Raw genomic sequence first — 18,774 nt, 5'->3', positions numbered from 1 at the left:
GGCGCCTCCTATCCTTTCGCCTTCAACGCCGTTGCAAGCGGCAGATAAAGGGATTTCGGCCGGCTCGCGAAGCGGGAAAAGCCGTGATGCTCGTAGAACGCCGCCGCCTTCTCGTCCTTGGCGTCCACGATCATCGCAAGCACGGCCGGCTCGGCGCGAGACGCGCGTATCGCCGCCTCCATGAGGAGCGCGCCGCCGAGCCCGAGCCCGCGAAAACGCCGGTCGACGGCGAGACGGCCGATCAGGCAAGCCGGCAGGAGCGGATAGCGCGGCAGGCGCTTCTTCGTCGCGTCCGAAAGCTCATCCACCGGAATCCCGGAGGCGGCCAAGGTGAAATAGCCGGCGATTGCGCCCGCGTCATCCAATGCAACGAAGCAGTTGCTGACGCGGCGCTTCGCATCCTGCATGGCAAGCTCGCGCAGGTAGCGGTCAAGCGCAGGCTCGCCGCAGTCAAAAGCGGTTCGGTCGTGCGCCGCCGCGAGAAGCGCGACTTCGAATCCCACTCAAATCGACTTTTTGATCAGCGTGCGATGCGCCGCCGCCGCCCGCCTCATCGCGGCGCCGGGCTCCGGGGGATTGAGGATCAAGTCCGCGAAGGCGCGCTGGTCGTCGATCGACAGACGCAAAATTTGCGTTCCCTCGATCGTCTGCTCGGCGGCCGCCTGCGCCGCCGCGACGACGAAATCGCTGACGCTGCGCCCCTGTATCTCGGCGGCGCGTTTCACGACCGCCAGAGCCTCCGGCGAAATTCTGGCCTCCAAACGGGCGCTTCGGATCGGCTGCTGTCCCATATCAGAGAAGTACGGCATAATGCCGGACATATCAAGACGCTTGCTTACGACACAAGCGGGAAGCCTCATGATCGGCGTAGTCATGAAAGCCCGAATCCGCCTTCTCGCATTTCACGGGGAGGGGGAATTCACACATGAATCACCCGCCCGAAGGCGTCCAGCACGCTCTCATGCATCGTCTCGGAGAGCGTCGGATGCGGGAAGACGGTATGGATCAGCTCTTCTTCCGTCGTCTCCAAATTCATCGCGATGACGAAACCCTGAATTAGTTCCGTCGCCTCCGCGCCCACGAGATGCGCGCCGAGCAGCCGGCCCGTCTTGCGGTCGAAGATCGTCTTCACCAGCCCTTCCGGCTCGCCGAGCGCGATCGCCTTGCCGTTGCCGAGATAGGGAAAGCGTCCGATGCGAATGTCGTAGCCCGCCGCTTTCGCCTTCTCTTCGGTCAGGCCGACAGACGCCACTTGCGGATGGCAATAGGTGCAGCCCGGCATGAGCGACTTGTCGAGCGGATGGGGATTCAGCCCGGCAATCGCCTCGACGCAGACGACGCCTTCATGTTCGGCCTTGTGCGCCAGCATCGGACCGCCCGCAACGTCGCCAATGGCGTAGACGCCCTCAATATTCGTGCGTCCGACGCCGTCCGTCTTGATCACGCCCTTCTCGATCACGACGCCGAGCGTCTCCAATCCGAGCTTCTCTATATTGGCGACGACGCCCGCGGCGGAAAGAACGCGCTCGACTTCCAGAGCCTCGCCCGCGCCATCGGCGGCTTTCAGCGTGACGACGACGCTGTCGGCTTTTTTCTCCAAAGAGGAAACCGTCGTCGCCGTCTTGATGACGATCCCCTGCTTCTCGAAACTCTTGCGCGCGAAAGCGGCGATCTCGGCGTCTTCCGCCGCGAGGATTTGCGGCAGCGCCTCGACCAATGTGACCTCGACGCCGAAAGTGCGAAAGAAAGACGCGAATTCGACGCCGATCGCGCCGGCGCCGACGACAAGCAGCGACTTGGGGAATCGTTCCGGCTTCAACGCCTCGAAATAAGTCCAGACAAGACGCCCGTCGGGCTCCAGTCCCGGCAGGGCGCGGGGACGCGCGCCGGTCGCGACGATGATATGCTTCGCCTGATAGACGCCCTCGCCCAGCGTGTTTTTCGGCGCCGGCAATTGCGGCGCGACAGGCGGCTTTGTCGGCGCGCCGACTTTCACCTCGCCCTTGGCCGGGAGCGTCGCCTCGCCCCAGATGACGTCGATCTTGTTCTTCTTGAGAAGGAAGCCGACCCCGGCGTTGAGTCGGCCCGCGGCCTCGCGCGAGCGCGCGACGATGCGCGCGGCGTCGAAGCCGGGCTCGCCGGTCGTGACGCCGTAGCGCGCGCCGTCTTTCGCGAGGCGATAGACGTCGGCCGAACGCAACAGGGCCTTTGTCGGGATGCAGCCCCAATTAAGGCAAATGCCGCCGAGATGCTCGCGTTCGACGACCGCCGTCTTGAGGCCGAGCTGCGCCGCGCGGATGGCCGCGACATAGCCCCCGGGGCCGCCGCCGATGATCAATACGTCATAGGCGCTCATCGAAAGCCTCGCTCTTCGCCGCTGCTCCTTTTCCAAGTGTTAGCGGCGCGGCCTGCCTTCGTCGAGGCGAGGGATCGGGAAATCGGGGAAAAGAGAAAACCGGAGATGGCCCGCGCCGGCTGAAGCGCCTCTCGCTCGATTGTCAGGCGAAAAACGCGAGCCGACGCGGGCGGCGGGATGCTGCGAGCCAAGATGCTGCGGGCATTGTCCTAGAACCGGCGCGGAGCCGGGCGGCGGACGGGAACCGGACGCAAGGCGGGGGCTGGGCCCAAAAGCGTCTCGCCGAGAATTTCCAACAATTTGCCGAGCGCGGCGGCGGCCCCGCCGCCCTTCCTTCTGCCTTTCATGATGTCTACTCCTGTCCGCCCCCTCTCGGAGAAGCAACATCCCAGGACGCTCATTTGATCCGGCAATTTTGGAATAAATCAAAAAAGCGCCTGCCGGGGTTCGGCAGGCGCTCTTGAAAAGACAGCTTAGTCAGCTAGTTACGCGGCCTGAGGCAGCGCCGACTTGGCTTGCGCCACGATGGCGGCGAAGGCCTCGGGCTGCTCAATGGCGAGCTGCGAGAGGACCTTGCGGTCGACCGTAACGCCCGCCTTGGCGAGACCGTCGATGAAGCGCGAATAGGTCAGGCCGTGCTCACGAACCGCGGCGTTGAGGCGCTGGATCCACAAAGCGCGGAAGGTGCGTTTCTTGGCCTTGCGGTCGCGCGTCGCATATTGCATCGAGCGATCGACGGCCGCCTTGGCGGTGCGGATCGTATTCTTGCGGCGGCCGTAAAAGCCCTTGGCGGCCTTGAGCGTTTTCTTGTGCTTGGCGTGGGACGTAACGCCCCGTTTCACGCGAGCCATGACGAAACTCCTTCAGAATTCTGCTTATATTGCGGGGCGGTCAGCCGTTCGGCAGGAAGTATTTCTTGACGTTGTCGCCGTCGGTCTTGAACAGAACGTTGGTCCCGCGCAGATTTCTGATCTGCTTGTTCGTGCGCTTGATCATGCCGTGACGCTTGCCCTGCTGGGCGTAGACGACCTTGCCGGTCCCGGTGATCTTGAAGCGCTTCTTCGCGCCGGATTTCGTCTTCAGCTTGGGCATTTTGCTCTCCCGGGCTCTCGGCCCTCTTGAATTCTTGCGCGTCGGCCGCGCCGAATGACTTCGGCTGGACCTTTTTTGACGCGTTCGCACGAGCGAAAAGAACCGCCACGGCAGCCCATTTACTGGCCGGGCGGTTCAGAAGCGCGGCTTATGCGGCAATTGGGGAGAAATTGCAAGGCCCGTGGACAGAGGCCAAACGAACGACATACTCAATCATGGCAGGGTCAATAGGCCGGTCCAATTATAATCATTGAGGAAAACGACGGGGCTAGTTGCATGAACGTTCACGCGCCTGTTTCGGAAAGCGTCTCAGCCGGTTGCCCGGTCAATTCGCATAATGAGTGGGACCCGCTGGAGGAAATCATCGTCGGCCGCCTGGAAGGCTCGACCATTCCCTCCAATCATCCGGTCGTGACCTGCAACATCCCCGGCATGGCCGCCCGCGCCCAGGCGCTCGCCGCGGGCTTCCGCTTTCCCAAATTCATGATCGAGCCGGCGCAGGAGGAACTCGACAATTTCATCAAGGTGCTGGAGCGGCTCGGCGTCACGGTCACCCGGCCCGAGCCCTTCAACCACATGGCCAAATTCTCGACGCCCTATTGGTCGTCGCGCGGCTTCTGCAATTCCTGCCCGCGCGACTCCATGCTCGTCATCGGCGACGAGATCCTCGAAACGCCGATGGCCTGGCCCTGCCGCTATTTCGAGACTCATTCCTACCGCCCGATCCTGAAGGATTATTTCCGCCGCGGCGGGCGCTGGACCTCGGCCCCCAAGCCGCAGCTCACGGACGAGCTTTTCGACCCGGATTTCAAACTGCCGGAAAAAGGCGAGCCGATCCGTTACATCCTGACGGAATTCGAGCCGGTCTTCGACGCCGCCGATTTCTTCCGCTGCGGCCGGGACATTTTCGTCACGCGCTCCAACGTCACGAACGCCATGGGCGTAGACTGGCTGCGCCGCCATCTGGGGCCGGATTATCGCATCCATGAGATCAAGAGCCGCTGCCCCAATCCCATGCATATCGACACGACGATCCTGCCGCTGGGGCCGGGCCGCCTTCTCATCAATCCCGAATACGTCAACCCTGACGAACTGCCCGACATTTTGAAAAAGTGGGACATACTCGTCGCGCCGGAGCCGGACCCGATCGAGGACCGCATCCTCAAGATCACCTCCATGTGCGGCAAATGGCTGAGCATGAATATTCTGATGGTCGACGAGAAACGCATGATCGTCGACCCGCATCACACCAAGATGATGCGGCAGGTCGAGAAATGGGGCTTCGAGCCGATCCCCGCGCCCTTTCTGCACTACGCGGCGTTTGGCGGCGCCTTTCACTGCGCGACGCTGGATGTGCGGCGGCGGGGAACGCTGGAGAGTTATTTTTAGCGCGCGTCGGGAAAGGGCGGCCTCCGGTCGCCGCTTCGCCTGCCAAGCATAAAGTCTCCAACGGCGACCGCGAGAATAGGAGCATGGGACGTTGTAGCGCGCCCGCCCAACCTCACTCCACCCCGCTCAACCTCAACCCCACCATCCCCGCGATTATGAGCGCGAAGGACGCCAGACGCAGCGGCGTCGGAGGCTCGCCGAACAGGAACACGCCGATAATGGCGACCGCCGCGATGCTGCCGCCGGTCCAGACCGCATAAGCGGTGCCCGCGGGGATGGATTTCACGGCGAGGCCCAGACAGCCGACGCTCGCGATCATGAAGAACAACATGACGACCGTCGGCCAGAAGCGCGTGAAGCCGTCGGCGTATTTCATGCCGATGAGCCAGCCGACCTCGCAGACGCTGCCGATCAACAGGATGATCCAGGCCATTCAAAATCCCTCTCGATCTTCCAACGCCTTGTTGAGGCTCCGGGCCGCGCCGTCAAGATTGGCGGCCATTTGAACTTTCGTCACGAAAGTCCAATCTACGGCTTGAAGGAGCGTTCGACATGAGAAAGATCATCGGCGTCTATCCGCCGCCGGAAGGCATGCATTGGGTCGGCGACGGCTTTCCCGTGCGCAGCCTCTTCTCGCATCATGCGCATGGCGCGAGCGTGAGCCCGTTCCTTCTGCTCGACTATGCCGGCCCCGCCGATTTCCCGCCCTCCGACCATCGCCGCGGCGTCGGCCAGCATCCGCATCGCGGCTTCGAGACGGTCACGATCGTCTTTGACGGCGAAGTCGCGCATCGCGATTCGACCGGCGCCGGCGGGACGATCGGCCCCGGCGACGTGCAGTGGATGACCGCCGGCGCCGGCGTGGTCCATGAGGAATATCACTCCGACGCCTTCGCGCGGCGCGGCGGCCGCTTTGAATTAGTGCAGCTCTGGGTCAATCTCCCCGCGCGCATGAAAATGACGCGGCCGCGCTATCAGACGCTGACGGACGCCGCGATTCCGCGCATCGAGCTGCGCAATGACGAAGGGCTCGTACGCGTCGTCGCCGGCGAATATGCCGGCGCGAAAGGACCCGCCGAAACCGCGACCCCGATGAACATCTGGGACGTGCGCATCGACGAAGGCAAGACCGCCGCCTTCGAACCGCCGGACGGGCATAATCTCGTCGTCGCGGTTTTGGACGGCCCGGTCGTCGTTAATGGCGAGGGTCATGCGCGCGCCGGCGAAACCATTGTCTTCGAGCGCCATGGCGGCGACGCGATCTTCACGGCGCAGGGCGACGCCAAGCTGTTGCTGCTCAGCGGCGAGCCCATTGACGAGCCGGTCGCGCAGCAGGGTCCCTTCGTGATGAACACGCCGGAAGAGTTGAAGCAGGCTTTCGAGGACTATCGCGCGGGACGCTTCGGAACGATCGCGCCGATCGGGGCTTAAGGTCCCGACGCGCCCCGACGCTCGACCATGCGCGGCGCGAGGCGCAGCTCCTCGATCGTCGCCGCGAGGTCGGCGAAATCCACCGGCTTGGTGAGGAAGGCGTCGACGCCGGCCGCACGGGCGGCGCGTTCGTCCTCCTCCTGCGCGCTGGCCGTCAAGGCGAGGATGGGCGTGCGCGTCGCCCTCGAACGGGCCTCGGCCTGCCGGATGCGGCGCGTCGCCTCGCGCCCGTCGAGCTCCGGCATGAAAAGGTCCATGACGATGACGTCATAGGAATTCGCGCCGGCCATGGCGACGGCCTCGGCGCCGTTGCGCGCCCGCGCCGGCGCGGCGCCGAGCTTTTCGAGATGGCGGGTGAGGATGAGGGCATTGACCTCATTATCCTCCGCAATGAGCGCCCTGAGCCCGGCCAGAGCGCGCACGGGCGCCGCAGGCGCGGGCGTCGACGCGTCGGCGGCGCGTTCTTGCAGCCCCTGCGAGAGACGAGAGACGAGCGAGGCGCTGCGAACGGGTTTGACCAGCCAACCGTCGAAATCCCGCAGCGCGCTTTCGCCGAAGGCGCGCCGCTCGAGCGGCGAAAACAGGAGGAAGAGCCGCCGCGCCTGCGCCTTGCGGGCCGCTTCGGCCAGAAGGGCGGTTCGCTCCGGCCCGAGCGCGCAATCGACAATGACGGCGTCGAACGCCGCGCCTTTCGAGAATCGCGCAAGGGCGGCGTCCTCATTCGCCGCGACGGAAGCCTCGGCGCCGGCCGCGCGCAGGCTTTCGGCGAGATAGGGCGCCTCGAATCGGCTCGCGGCGACGACGAGAAAATTCGATCCCGCGAGCGGCGGCGCAAAAGCCTCCAGCGCTGCGGACGACGGCAGCGTGAAGGAGAAAGTCGAGCCTTTTTGCGACGTTTCGGTCAACGCCAGGGCGCCGCTCATCTGCGCGATGAGGCGGCGCGAAATGGCGAGGCCGAGGCCGGTGCCGCCCTGACGCCGCGTCGCTGAGGCGTCCCCCTGTTCGAACTCCTCGAAAATCGCTTCGCGCGCGGCGGGCGGCACGCCGGGCCCCGTATCGCGCACCTCGAAGCGCAGCGCCTCGCTTTCCTTGAAAACCCGCAGGCCGACGCCGCCATTTTCGGTGAAATTCACGGCGTTGCCGGCGAGATTGACGAGCACCTGCCGCAGCCGCGCCGGATCGCCCTCGACGGCGCGCGGAACGTCGGGCGCGATGAAGCTCGCAATCTCCAGGCTTTTCGCGAAAGCGCGCGGCGCCAGCAATTCGACGACGCTTTCCACGAGCGGCGCGAGCGCGAAGGTCTCGCGGCGTAGATCAAGCTTGCCGGCCTCGATCTTGGAGAAATCGAGAATGTCGTCGATGAGCTGGGCGAGCGAGCGGCTCGAATCTTCGATCGCCTCCACGTAGCTTGCTTGCTCAGCGTCGAGCCTGGTCATGGCGAGAAGCTGCGCGAGACCCATCACGCCGTTGAGCGGCGTCCGGATTTCATGGCTCACCGTCGCGAGAAAGCGCGACTTGGCGAGGCTCTCGGCCTCCGCCTTGTCGCGCGCGTCGGCGGCCGCGCGCAGCTCCCATATCTCGTCGCGCAGGCGCTCCAGCTCCGCCTCGGAAGCGGCGGGTCTGCCCTTGCGCAGGGCGAAGAAGATCGCCGCGCCGAGCAGCAGCACGGCGAACTGCGCGGCGATCAGGATGGCGACGTCCCTGAGGCTCATTCTCCGAAGGCTCCGATGGCGATCATGACCCAACAGGATTGACAAAACCTCCCCTGCTCTCGCCGCTCGAGCTTTACGCTGCGGCGCGGCCCGCCGCGAGGCCCGCGCGATAGGAGAGCGCCTCGGCGAGATGCGGACGCGCGACCAGCTCGGCGCCGTCGAGATCGGCGATGGTGCGCGCGAGCTTCAGGACGCGATGGAAGCCGCGCGCGCTCAGCGCAAAACGTTCCGAGGCCTCGCGGATGAGCGCCGTGCCCGGCCCGTCGAGCTGGGCCATGCGCTCGATGACGGCGGCGGGAGCGGCCGCGTTGGCGGCGACGCCCGGAAGCTCCAGCGCTTCGTAGCGCGCGCGTTGCAGCGCCCTTGCGCGAGCGACGCGGGCCGCGACCTCGCGCGAGCCCTCGGCGGGCGGGGGCAGGACCAGATCGGCCGCCGTAACCGCCGGCACGTCGATCTGCAGGTCGAAACGGTCCAGCAAGGGCCCGGAGAGCCGAGCCTGATATTGCGCGACGCAGCGCTCATTGGGCTGGCGGCGGCAGGCGAAACCCGGTTCGAGCGCATGTCCGCAGCGGCAGGGGTTCATCGCCGCCACGAGCTGGAAGCGGGCCGGATAGACGGCGCGGTGATTGGCGCGCGAGACGGCGACCTCGCCGGTTTCGAGCGGCTGGCGCAGGCTGTCGAGGGCCTGCGGATGGAACTCCGGCAATTCGTCGAGGAAAAGCACGCCGTTATGGGCGAGGGAAATCTCCCCGGGCCTCGCATGCGTTCCGCCGCCGACGAGCGCGGGCATGGAGGCGGAATGATGCGGCGCGCGGAAAGGCCGCCTGTCGGTCAATTCGCCGCCGGCGATCAGGCCGGCAATGGAATGAATCATCGAGACGTCGAGCAATTCGCGCGGCGTCAGCGGCGGCAGGATAGAGGGCAGCCGCGCCGCGAGCATGGATTTCCCCGCGCCCGGCGGCCCGCTCATCAGGAGATTGTGGCCCCCGGCGGCGGCGATCTCCAATGCGCGCTTGGCGCTCTCCTGACCCTTTATGTCGGCGAGGTCCGGCAGATCGCCGGCCGGCGCGCGCACGGCCGGCTCGGGCCGCGCCAGCGCCTGGGTTCCCTTTATGTGATTGACGAGCTGAATGAGCGAGCGCGGCGCCAGCACGTCCATCTCGCGCGAGGCCCAGGCCGCCTCCGCCCCGCATTCCTTGGGGCAGATGAGCCCCAGCCCCCGCGCATTCGCCGCCATCGCCGCAGGCAGCACGCCGGTGACGGGCGTCAGCGCGCCGTCCAGCGCAAGTTCGCCGAGCACGACGAAACCTTCGAGCGCGTCCGAGGGGATCGCGCCGATCGCGGCCATCACGCCGAGCGCGATGGGGAGATCATAATGGCTGCCCTCCTTCGGCATGTCGGCGGGAGCCAGATTGACGGTGATGCGCTTGGCCGGCAGCGCGAGGCCGGAGGCGATCAGCGCGGCGCGCACCCGCTCGCGCGATTCGGCGACGGCTTTGTCGCCGAGGCCGACGACATTGAAAACGACCTGGCCAGGGGAAATCTGAACCTGCACGTCGACGGGACGCGCCTCCACCCCTTCGAAAGCCACCGTCGCCACACGCACCGCCATTGAATACGCTCCGAATACATCAAGCTGAAACGTGGCTATGCTAACGGCTGGCGCGTGAAGCCGCAAGAACAATAGTCGAACATTCAGCCGCCGCCCAGCCTGTGGTTGCCGTCGGTTCAAAATTGTTTAGGCTCGCCACATTTCGAGACGCCCGAGGAGGAGGCCGATGAAGAGATTTTTCCAAGCAAGCGCGGCGGCGCTGATTGTCGCGACGCTCGCCGGCGCCGCGCCGGCGCAAGCGGCGCGCTGTGGAAACGGCGCAGGGGGCTTCGAGGCCTGGAAGCAAGAATTCGCGGAGGAAGCGCGCGGACGCGTCGGCTCCGCGGGCGTCGACGCACTGATGAACACGCATTACAACGCCGCGACCATCGGCGCGGATCGTGGGCAGAAGAGCTTCCACCTGTCGCTCGAAGGCTTCATGCAGAAGCGCGGCGCCTCGGCCATCGTCGCCAAAGGACGCCAGCTCAAGCGCTCCATGGCCGGTCTCTTCCAGTCGATCGAGAGCCGCTACGGCGTGCCGCCGGGACCGCTGCTCGCGATCTGGGGCATGGAGACGGGCTTTGGCGCCGTCCATGGCAATCAGCACGCGCTCTCCGCCGTGGCGACGCTCGCCTATGACTGCCGCCGTTCGGAATATTTCACCGACCAGCTCTATTCCGCGCTGGAGCTCGTCGACCAGGGACGCCTCTCGCCCGGCGCCCGCGGCTCCATGCATGGCGAAATCGGTCAGACCCAGTTCCTGCCCAAGAACATCCTGCAATATGGGACGGGCAATCTCGACAACGCTCAGGCGGCGCTGATGTCGACGGCGAATTTCCTGCACGCCCATGGCTGGCAGGCCGGCGCCGGCTATCAGCCCGGCGAGCCGAATTTCGCGGCGATTCAGGCCTGGAACGCGGCGCAGGTCTATGAGCGCGCCATCGCCATTATCGGCCGGCAGATCGACGGCGGCGGCGACTGAGCCGAAGGCCGTCGAGCCTTCAAAAAGAAAACCGCCGCCCCCGGTCCGGGGAGCGGCGGTTTTTTATTGCCGGCGCAAAGCTTTTATTCCGCCGCCGTCCGGTATTTGTCCATGTCGTCGTGGTCGTCGTCCCGCTTCTCCGACCGGGGCTTTTCCTGCTCTTCGGCGTCCGGAGCGGGCTCCTCCGCCTGCGCCGAAGGCGCGTCGTCGTCACTGGAGTCGACTGGCGGAACGGGCGGCGATTTGAACGCCATCGCGGCCGTCGACAATTGCGGCGGCGGGTTGCGGCGGCGATGCACGAGATAGATGAGGAAGGCCGCGATAACGCCCAGCCCCAGCGTCACATAGACGGGGAGATCGCGCATGAAGGTGCGGTCGACCGAGAAGGGGAAGCGCGACACCCAGCGTTCGCCGTGATCGCCCGTGACCGTCACGATGCCGACGAAATAGCCGCCTTCCTTGAAGTCATGCTCGAAATTGACCGTGCCGGTCGGATAGGTCTTGGGCGGCTGGTAAGCGACCGTGATCGCGTCGAGGCCGTCGGCTTCCTTCTCTTCGCCGATATCCTTGACGATGCGCAGCTCGATCTTCATGTCGCGAAGCTCTTCCTGCTCCGCGTCGAGCACCATGATCATCGGGCCCGTTGAAGGAATGTCCTCGCAAAACTCGTTTTTCGAGGCCTCGGGCAGATAGCCCGTGAAGTTCATGATGTCCGGCCCGATGAACAGGCGGCAACGGCCTTCGGCGGCGCCGAGACGCCCATGTGCCTCGGCGGGCGCCGCGGACAAAGCGGCGAAGGCGAGGCTCGCCGCAAGGGCGAGAAGCTTGAGGGGCTTCATGATCTGATACGGAGTAGAGGCATCGTCACTCATCTTCTCCTCCTGGTCTTCGTGCGACAAAGACACGCGACGCTCAGGAATTTCGTTTGCGCCGCGCAAATCTCCTCCCATCCCAGAAGGCCGGGCGACGCCGTTTAATGGATGTTATCGCATTCCCTTCCATGAGCAAGGGTGCGACAATCGGTCATCTATCCTGCTGTGCAACATAGGGCGCGGCCGCATTTGTCGAGGCGCCGCGTCCGATGCGAGCCGCCGAGGCGAAGGCGCGGGGGCCGCAAGCTTGTGCGCCTGCGAAGGAGAAAGCCGGGAAAGTCGCCGGGAGGGGCGAGAGGCCGAGGGCCGCAAACGCTCTTTTAAGCCTAGTAGCACCTTAACAAGAGTTCATCCGTTCGCATATTGCCTCGCAATCGGGCTCAAGCCATATTGCTCTTAGCCATAATGGTTGAGGCCACGGGCGAGGGCGGAACGCCGCGCGCCGGCCTTGGAGATCGAGAGGATCGCTATGTCACATTACGACCGCAACACGAGCTTCGGCTACGGCCGCGGGGTCGCCCGGTCGACCACGGCCGAGATCGACGAGGGCCTGCGCGCTTACATGCTCGGCGTCTATAATTACATGACGCTTGGCCTCGCCGTGACGGGTCTCGTCGCGCTCGGCGCCTTCATGCTGGCCGCGCCGCAATTCGCCGGCGGCAAGCTGGTCGCGCTTTCGCCTTTCGGCACGATGATCTACACGACGCCGCTGCGCTACCTCATCATGTTCTCGCCGCTCGCCTTCGTCTTCTTCATCGGCGCGCGCGCGAACACGATGTCGGCGGCGACGGCCCGCAACCTGTTCATCGCCTTTTCGGCGGTGATGGGTCTGTCCATGTCGTGGATTCTCCTGGTCTTCACCGGCGTTTCCGTCGCCCGCGTCTTCTTCATCACCGCGGCGGCCTTCGGCGGCCTGAGCCTTTACGGCTACATGACCAAGCGCGACCTCTCCGCCTTCGGCTCCTTCCTTGTGATGGGCGTGTGGGGCCTCGTGATCGCGGGCCTCGTCAATCTGTTCCTGCAGTCGACCGGCCTTCAGTTCGCGCTCTCGATTCTGTCCGTTCTGATCTTCTCGGGCCTGACCGCCTGGGACACCCAGAACATCAAGGACATGTATTATGAAGGCGCGGGCTATGAAGCGACGCAGAAGATGAGCATTTTCGGCGCGCTCTCGCTCTATCTCGACTTCATCAACATGTTCCAGTCGCTCATGTTCCTGCTGGGCAACCAGCGCAGCGAGTAAGAACTGACCGACCAGGAAGAGCCCCGCTCCGGCGGGGCTTTTTTTGCTCGCAGCCTTGCTTTGCTTACTCGGCCCCGACGAGGCGCAGTCCCTTGTCGAGCGCGCGCAACACACGGGCGAGGTCGTGGCCGCGCCGCATGACGAGCCCGCCCGCCGCGATCACGGCGTATTGACCCTGTTTGCGCGCAAGCTCGGGATTCTTCTCGATGCGATAGAGCGGCTCTTCGCTGGTCCGGCGGAAGACGGAGAACACCGCCTTGGCCGGCGTGAAGTCGAGCGCATAGTCGCGCCACTCGCCCGAGGCGACTTTGGCCCCGTAGAGATTCAGAAGCGCGCTCAGCTCCCGGCGGTCAAATGAAACCTGCGTCGCCGCGCGGCCGTCCCCCCGCCCCTTCTGCTGGTCGATCTGCCCCGTTCGACCGGAGCCGGCCACGACAGTAAGGGCGGGCCTGGATCGGCTGGGCTCCGTCGACTCCGACTCCGCCATGCGTCATCTCCAAATTTCTGTCATGTTTGCGCGATGCAGCGCCGAGGGCAAGCCCTCATCTCTCCCGCCTCCGCCATCGGGACGCTTTTCGAAACTCATGCACATCGGCGACGCATGGCGAGGGCGCGTTTTCGAAAAGCGCCGCGCTCGCTTTCCGGTAGAGCGCATGGGCGAAAAGCGCCGTCGCCATGGCGCCGCTAACGCGTCTTAAGCGCGGCAGATCTAAAGAAAATTCACATTTTCGCCCGTATTGAGCCCCTTGCACGTCAAACGCGCAGGCCAATATCATCCTTCATTGCCGCTACCGGCTTTCGCGCGCTTTTCCGGTTTTCGTCAGCCCCCCAGCCCCCCGGGATCGCGTGTTCGCAAGTCGATATGGTCGCGGCGATGGACGGGTCGGCCGGGAGCAATCCCGCGCCGACCCTGTCTTTCGGGGCCCCGCGCCTTGCAATTTCCGCCTCGATGACGAACTGAAGGGGCGCGGCCGCAAGACCGCCTCGTTTCCCTTTTTAATCAGACGCTCCGGGCGACGGAGCGTGACCGAATTTCGGAGATCCCATGACGAATGACGCCGCCACCGCGGAAACGCCGCAGCAGTTCGGCTTTGAAGCGGACGCCGCGCAGCTCCTCGAACTGATGACGCACTCCGTCTATTCGGAGCGCGAAGTCTTCCTGCGCGAATTGATCTCCAACGCCGCCGACGCCTGCGAAAAGCTTCGCTACGAATCGCTTTCCAATGAAAAGCTCGCCGCCCAGGCCGGCGCGCCGCTCGTCACGATCTCGCTCGACAAGGAGAAGCGGCGGATAGACGTGGCCGACAATGGCGTCGGCATGTCGCGCGACGAATTGATCAGCGCATTGGGCGCCATCGCCAATTCCGGCACGCGCGCCTTTCTCGAAAAGCTCGGCAAGGACAAGGAGGGCGAGGGCTCCTCGCTAATCGGCCGATTCGGCGTCGGCTTCTACTCGGTCTTCATGGTCGCGGATCTCGTCGAGGTCGCGACGCGGCGCGCCGGCGCGGATGAAGCCTGGCTGTGGTCGTCGCAGGGCAAGGGAACCTATTCGATCGCGCCGCTCGCGCTCGATGACGCCCCGGCCCTCGGCGCGCGGGTGACGCTGCATCTCAACGCCGAGAGCGACGAGTTTCTCGAGCCCTGGCGCATCGAGAGCATCGTGCGCGAACATTCGGGCGCCGTCTCGACGCCGATCGACCTCATCGAGGAGCCGGGCAAGGAGCCGCGCCGCATCGCCGACGGCGTGGCGCTCTGGACCAAGCCCAAATCCGAGATCACGGAGGAGCAGTATACGGATTTCTACCGTCAGCTCTCCGGCGGCTTCGACGAGCCGGCGCTGACCGCCCATTGGCGCGCGGAAGGCCGCACCGAATATACCGTGCTCGCCTTCGTGCCGAGCGCGCGGCCCTTCGATCTCTTCGAGCCTTCCCGCAAGAGCAAGTCGAAACTCTATGTCCGCCGCGTTCTGATTTCGCGCGACGTCGAGATTCTGCCGGCCTTTCTGCGCTTCGTGCGTCTCGTCGTCGACAGCGCCGACATTCCGCTCAACGTGTCGCGCGAGATGGTGCAGAAAAGCCCCGTCATCGCCTCGATCGGCAAGGCCGTCGCGACGCGGATCCTCGGCGACCTCAAAAAGCTGGCCGAGAACGAGCCCGAAAAATTCCAGCAGGTCTGGGAGAATTTTGGCCAGGTGCTGAAGGAGGGTCTGCATGAAGACCCGAGCCGCCGCGACGATATCTTCGCCATCGCCCGTTTCGCCTCGACGACGTCGGAGGGCAAGTCGCGCACGCTGAAGGACTATGTCGCCGGACTGCGCGAGAACCAGACGGCGATCTATTACATCGCCGGCGACGACGCGAAGCGCCTCGCCGCGAGCCCGCAGGTCGAAGGTTTTCGCGCCCGCGGCGTGGAAGTGCTCCTGCTCGACGACGCGGTCGATTCGTTCTGGGTGACGAGCGCGCTGGGTTATGAGGGCAAGCCGTTCAAATCCGTCACGCAGGGCGCGGCGGATATCGACCTCATCCCGCTTGCGGAAGAAACGAAGGACGAAACGCAGCCCGCCGCCGACGTGAACGATCTCGTCACGGCGCTGAAGGAGACGCTCGCCGATTCGATCGAGGACGTTCGTGTTTCGACGCGCCTGACCGAAAGCGCCGCCTGTCTCGTCGCCTCGGAGAAAGGCCTCGACCGCCAGCTTGCGCGCATCCTCGCCGAAAGCGGGCAGAACGGGCTTTTCGGCAAGCCGGTGCTCGAGATCAACGCCAAGCATCCGGCCGTGGCCGCGCTCGCGGCGAGCCTGCGCGACAAGGGCCGCGACGGCGCCGCCGACGGCATGCATCTTCTCTTCGATCTCGCCCGCGTCGCCGACGGCGAGCAGCCGGTCGATCCGGCCGCCTTCGCCAGACGGCTTTCGGCGCTGCTCGCGAAAGGAGCCTGAGGCCAAGTGAGCCGCGACGCCGCAATCGCCTCCGCCAAGCCCGAGGAGCCGACCTCCCGGGCGCAGGCGATTGCGCAGGTCGCGGCCTATCTCGTCGAGAGCGGCGTGGAGCGGACCCAGGCGCAGGACGACGCCCGCGCCATGCTGCGCGCCGCCGCCAGCCTCACGCGCCTGCAGCTCGCCATGGAGCCGCAGGCGCCGATCACGGACGAAGAGGCGGACAGACTTTCGCGCTATGCGGCGCGCCGCGCGGCGCGCGAGCCCGTCTCGCGCATATTGGGGGAACGCGGCTTCTGGACGCTCGACCTCGTCGTCGCGCCAAATGTGCTCGATCCGCGCGCGGAGACGGAGACGCTGGTCGAAACGACGCTGGCGCTGATCGAAAATCGCGACGCGCCGCTCGAAATTCTTGACCTCGGCAGCGGTTCGGGAGCCATCCTCTGCGCGCTGCTCAGCGAATTGCCGCGCGCGAGGGGGGTCGCGGTCGATCTCTCGCCCGACGCCTGCGCCGCGACCTCCGCCAATCTGGCGCGCTGCGGTCTCGCCAATCGCGCCCGCATCGTTCGCGGCAGATGGGGCGAATCGCTCGCGGGTCGCTATGACGCGATCGTCTCCAATCCGCCCTATGTTCGCGCGGGGGAAATTCCGGCGCTCGATCCGGAGGTGCGGCTGTATGATCCGGCGCTCGCGCTCGACGGCGGCCCGGATGGCCTCGATTGCTATCGCGAGATTGTCGCGGATCTTCCACGGCTGTTGAAAAGCGACGGAATCGTCGCATTCGAGGTCGGTTCGGACCAGGCGGTGGGCGTCGCCGCGCTGCTCGGAGACAAGGGCTTCGGCGTGGCGCGCGTCGGCCGCGACGCGGGCGGCCATGAGCGCGTCGTGGCGGCCCGCCCGGCGCCCGGGCGGTCGTGACATATTGGCTACAGTACGGGGGTTTCGGCGCCCCCGTCGCAACGCCGCACTTGGCTGAGGGGGGTGCAGCCTCTATAGTCCACACTATATCAGCTGAACGGAATCGAGATTGGGGATCTCGACGATTTTCCGGGTCCGCCTCGCGAGCGGTCGCCCAGGACAGGCCGGCAGAGGCTGGCGTGTAAGCTGCATGATCCAGGTGGAGTAAGGCCACGTCGACCGTCGAGGCGGGCATCCTTTCAAGATGCGTGGCTGTCCAGGTCCGCTGGGGTTTCGCCAATCTGGCGCGCGTGACGTCAATCGCTCCGGGGGCGCGGATTGTCGACGCGCTCGATCGGGGCTTACGCAGCGGCAAGCGCAGGACCGGGATTTAAGCGGGAACGCGGCCAGGCGCTCCCAGTACCGATCGTTATCGCGCGCGGCGGATAGGCCGCAGGCCAGGCGATCTCTTTTGGCGGTTGTAACGGCGTGGGTCGGCCCAGCCAGTTTGCGTCATTTGCGCGCCGGGCGCGCGAAGCTTTCGGGGGAGTGGATGAGACCAGGACAAAACAAGCGAATGCGGGGGCGCAGCGGCCGGAAAGGCCCCAATCCCCTGACCCGGTCCTATGAGTCGAACGGCCCGGACGTCAAAATCCGCGGCACGGCGCAGCATATCGCCGAGAAATATTTGCAGCTCGCCCGGGACGCGCAGTCCTCCGGCGACACGATCATGGCCGAAAGCCTGCTGCAGCACGCCGAGCATTATTTCCGCCTGATCGCCGCCGCCCAGACGGCCCAGCAGCAGGCCAACGGCTTCGGCCGTCCGCAGTCGGAAGCCGAAATCGAGATGGAGGACGACGACGATTTCGCCGCCCTGCCCGACCGTTTCGCGCCGCTCTCCGAACGCCTGCCGCCGACGGTCTATCAGGCGCAGCCGCAGCCCTTCATGCCGCAGCAGCAACCTCAGCAGCAGCAGCCGCATTTCGCGCAGCCGCAGCCCCAGCCGCAACCTTATGAGGAGCGTCCCATCGGCGAGATGCGGGTGGACATGCGGCAGGAGCGCCAGGATCGTCCCGAGCGCATGGACCGCGGCGAGCGCCCGCAACGCCCGCCTTTCCGCGAGCGCAACAACGAAGGCGAGCCCCGCCGTTTCGAGCGCAATCGCGACCGGCGCTTCCAGCGTCCGGAAGCGAGCGACGAGCCCGCGCCCGGCCTTCCCTCCTTCATCACCGCTCCGCCGGCGCGCCCGGCGGTCGCCGAGGCCGAAGCGCCGGAAGCCGGATTCGCCCCGGCCGCCGAGCGTCAGCCGGCGCGCGAGCATGAGGGCGTGAATTTCCACCTGAGTTCGCGCCGCCGCCGCCGGCCGCCGCGTTCGCAAGCGGAGGAGGCCGCCAGCGAAACGCGCGAGGAAGCCCCGGCGCCGAGCGAAGTGCCTTTCGAGCCGGACCGGTTTTGACGCCATTATCGAGAAAGCCGCCTTCGGGCGGCTTTCGCATTTTCAGATCAGCTCAATGGCGTCGCCGACGGCGATGCGGCCGCCTTTTTCGATTCGCGCATAGACGCCGCAGTCGATATGGCCGAAATTCATCCGCAGCGTCTGCACGACGTCCATGTCCCGCTTGCCGCTTCCCGGCTCCACGCCCGTCGCGGCGCAGCGATCGGTCATCTTCAGCACGTCGAGCGCGACGCCCCCGATCCTGAGACTCTTGCCCGGCCAATCCGCCTCGGCCCAGGCCGGCGCGCCGTCGACGTAAAGATTGCCGCGAAAGCGCAGCGGGTCGACGCGCGCGCCCTGCGCCTTCTCGATCTCGGCGCAGCTCGCCAGATTGATGAGCGAGACGAAACCCGACTTCGAATCGGTGAAGCGGAAGCCGTCCGGCGCTTCGAGCAGCTTCACCGGCCCACGCACCTCCGGGGCCCCGACAAAGTCGCTCAGATAACGCTCGATCGCCGAGCGCCCTTCCGCCGTCCGCAAATCGCCCTTCGCGACGTCGCGCCCCTCCTTCGAGATCGTCAGAACGCCGGCCGCCTCGTCATAGCGCGTCGCGAGACCCGCCAAGGCCGCATTCTTCATGAGCATGAGGAATTTGATCTTCGGCTGATGCTCGGGCGCCGCGGACGCAAAGCCCGAGGGGCCGTTCTCCAGCGCGAAAAGACGGTCGCATGGGAAATAGCCGCCGGTCGGCAGATCCGCCGTTTTCAGCGGCTCCGGCGAAAGGCCTTTGACAGGATAGCGATAGAGGCGGGCAAGGCGCATACAGGCTTCCTGTTGAT

At 65.6% G+C, this 18,774-nt stretch carries 19 protein-coding genes; 7 read left to right on the top strand and 12 right to left on the bottom strand.

The features are described from left to right. Positions 1–8: 8 nt before the first annotated feature. From MMG94_RS18670 to rpmI, 6 genes are all read right to left on the bottom strand, one after another. The gene (locus MMG94_RS18670; protein ID WP_016920063.1) at positions 9–503 is read right to left on the bottom strand and encodes a GNAT family N-acetyltransferase; all 495 of its coding nucleotides are present in this window, start codon (positions 501–503) and stop codon (positions 9–11) included. Continuing rightward, positions 504–791, bottom strand: coding sequence for a type II toxin-antitoxin system TacA family antitoxin (locus MMG94_RS18665; protein ID WP_026016262.1), 288 nt, complete (start codon positions 789–791; stop codon positions 504–506). It abuts the gene before it with no gap. Positions 792–919: 128 nt separating this feature from the next. Further along, positions 920–2,356: a dihydrolipoyl dehydrogenase gene (gene lpdA, locus MMG94_RS18660; protein WP_016920065.1), complete on the bottom strand. Its 1,437-nt coding sequence runs from the start codon at positions 2,354–2,356 to the stop codon at positions 920–922. A 209-nt stretch (positions 2,357–2,565) separates the two neighbouring features. Beyond that, entirely contained in the window at positions 2,566–2,703 is a 138-nt protein-coding gene (locus MMG94_RS18655; protein ID WP_016920066.1) for a hypothetical protein, read from the bottom strand. A gap of 138 nt (positions 2,704–2,841) precedes the next feature. Next, entirely contained in the window at positions 2,842–3,207 is a 366-nt protein-coding gene (gene rplT / locus MMG94_RS18650; protein ID WP_016920067.1) for a 50S ribosomal protein L20, read from the bottom strand. A 40-nt stretch (positions 3,208–3,247) separates the two neighbouring features. Continuing rightward, positions 3,248–3,448, bottom strand: coding sequence for a 50S ribosomal protein L35 (gene rpmI, locus MMG94_RS18645; RefSeq protein ID WP_014890449.1), 201 nt, complete (start codon positions 3,446–3,448; stop codon positions 3,248–3,250). Positions 3,449–3,724: 276 nt separating this feature from the next. Between rpmI and MMG94_RS18640 the strand changes: the two genes are divergently transcribed. After that, positions 3,725–4,837: an amidinotransferase gene (locus tag MMG94_RS18640; RefSeq protein ID WP_016920068.1), complete on the top strand. Its 1,113-nt coding sequence runs from the start codon at positions 3,725–3,727 to the stop codon at positions 4,835–4,837. Between the two features lie 112 nt (positions 4,838–4,949). Here the strand turns inward: MMG94_RS18640 and MMG94_RS18635 are convergent, their stop codons facing one another. Beyond that, on the bottom strand, positions 4,950–5,270 hold the full coding sequence (locus tag MMG94_RS18635) for a DMT family transporter (RefSeq protein WP_016920069.1): 321 nt from the start codon (positions 5,268–5,270) through the stop codon (positions 4,950–4,952). Positions 5,271–5,389: 119 nt separating this feature from the next. On the opposite strand from MMG94_RS18635, the gene MMG94_RS18630 reads away from it, so the two are divergent. Beyond that, the gene (locus tag MMG94_RS18630) at positions 5,390–6,268 is read left to right on the top strand and encodes a pirin family protein (protein WP_016920070.1); all 879 of its coding nucleotides are present in this window, start codon (positions 5,390–5,392) and stop codon (positions 6,266–6,268) included. Here the strand turns inward: MMG94_RS18630 and MMG94_RS18625 are convergent. After that, entirely contained in the window at positions 6,265–7,980 is a 1,716-nt protein-coding gene (locus MMG94_RS18625) for an ATP-binding protein (RefSeq protein ID WP_016920071.1), read from the bottom strand. The two genes, MMG94_RS18630 and MMG94_RS18625, sit on opposite strands and share 4 nt — an antisense overlap. A gap of 73 nt (positions 7,981–8,053) precedes the next feature. After that, on the bottom strand, positions 8,054–9,592 hold the full coding sequence (locus MMG94_RS18620; protein ID WP_016920072.1) for a YifB family Mg chelatase-like AAA ATPase: 1,539 nt from the start codon (positions 9,590–9,592) through the stop codon (positions 8,054–8,056). Positions 9,593–9,758: 166 nt separating this feature from the next. Here MMG94_RS18620 and MMG94_RS18615 point away from each other — a divergent pair, with 166 nt between their 5' ends. Beyond that, positions 9,759–10,553, top strand: coding sequence for a lytic murein transglycosylase (locus MMG94_RS18615; protein ID WP_016920073.1), 795 nt, complete (start codon positions 9,759–9,761; stop codon positions 10,551–10,553). An 83-nt stretch (positions 10,554–10,636) separates the two neighbouring features. Here the strand turns inward: MMG94_RS18615 and MMG94_RS18610 are convergent, their stop codons facing one another. Next, positions 10,637–11,425 (bottom strand): hypothetical protein, encoded by a 789-nt coding sequence (locus MMG94_RS18610; protein WP_244415343.1) that lies wholly within the window; start codon positions 11,423–11,425, stop codon positions 10,637–10,639. Between the two features lie 469 nt (positions 11,426–11,894). Here MMG94_RS18610 and MMG94_RS18605 point away from each other — a divergent pair, with 469 nt between their 5' ends. After that, positions 11,895–12,668, top strand: coding sequence for a Bax inhibitor-1/YccA family protein (locus MMG94_RS18605; protein WP_020372445.1), 774 nt, complete (start codon positions 11,895–11,897; stop codon positions 12,666–12,668). Between the two features lie 64 nt (positions 12,669–12,732). Here the strand turns inward: MMG94_RS18605 and MMG94_RS18600 are convergent, their stop codons facing one another. Continuing rightward, positions 12,733–13,155 carry a DUF2794 domain-containing protein gene (locus tag MMG94_RS18600; RefSeq protein ID WP_026016263.1) on the bottom strand — a complete coding sequence of 141 codons (423 nt, stop codon included), beginning with the start codon at positions 13,153–13,155 and terminating at the stop codon, positions 12,733–12,735. Positions 13,156–13,713: 558 nt separating this feature from the next. Here MMG94_RS18600 and htpG point away from each other — a divergent pair. The 3 genes from htpG to MMG94_RS18585 all read left to right on the top strand — a co-directional run bounded on the left by htpG (position 13,714) and on the right by MMG94_RS18585 (position 17,956). After that, positions 13,714–15,606 carry a molecular chaperone HtpG gene (htpG, locus tag MMG94_RS18595; RefSeq protein ID WP_016920079.1) on the top strand — a complete coding sequence of 631 codons (1,893 nt, stop codon included), beginning with the start codon at positions 13,714–13,716 and terminating at the stop codon, positions 15,604–15,606. A gap of 6 nt (positions 15,607–15,612) precedes the next feature. Beyond that, positions 15,613–16,521 carry a peptide chain release factor N(5)-glutamine methyltransferase gene (gene prmC, locus MMG94_RS18590; protein ID WP_016920080.1) on the top strand — a complete coding sequence of 303 codons (909 nt, stop codon included), beginning with the start codon at positions 15,613–15,615 and terminating at the stop codon, positions 16,519–16,521. Between the two features lie 556 nt (positions 16,522–17,077). After that, positions 17,078–17,956 carry a DUF4167 domain-containing protein gene (locus tag MMG94_RS18585; RefSeq protein WP_016920081.1) on the top strand — a complete coding sequence of 293 codons (879 nt, stop codon included), beginning with the start codon at positions 17,078–17,080 and terminating at the stop codon, positions 17,954–17,956. A gap of 42 nt (positions 17,957–17,998) precedes the next feature. On the opposite strand, the gene MMG94_RS18580 is transcribed toward MMG94_RS18585, so the two are convergent. Then, entirely contained in the window at positions 17,999–18,757 is a 759-nt protein-coding gene (locus MMG94_RS18580; protein ID WP_016920082.1) for an MOSC domain-containing protein, read from the bottom strand. Positions 18,758–18,774 lie beyond the last annotated feature (17 nt).

Source organism: Methylocystis parvus OBBP, from assembly GCF_027571405.1.
GTDB classification, from domain to species: domain Bacteria; phylum Pseudomonadota; class Alphaproteobacteria; order Rhizobiales; family Beijerinckiaceae; genus Methylocystis; species Methylocystis parva.
Note: the sequence above shows the minus strand (reverse complement) of the source record. Positions and strands in the feature narration are given on the sequence as shown.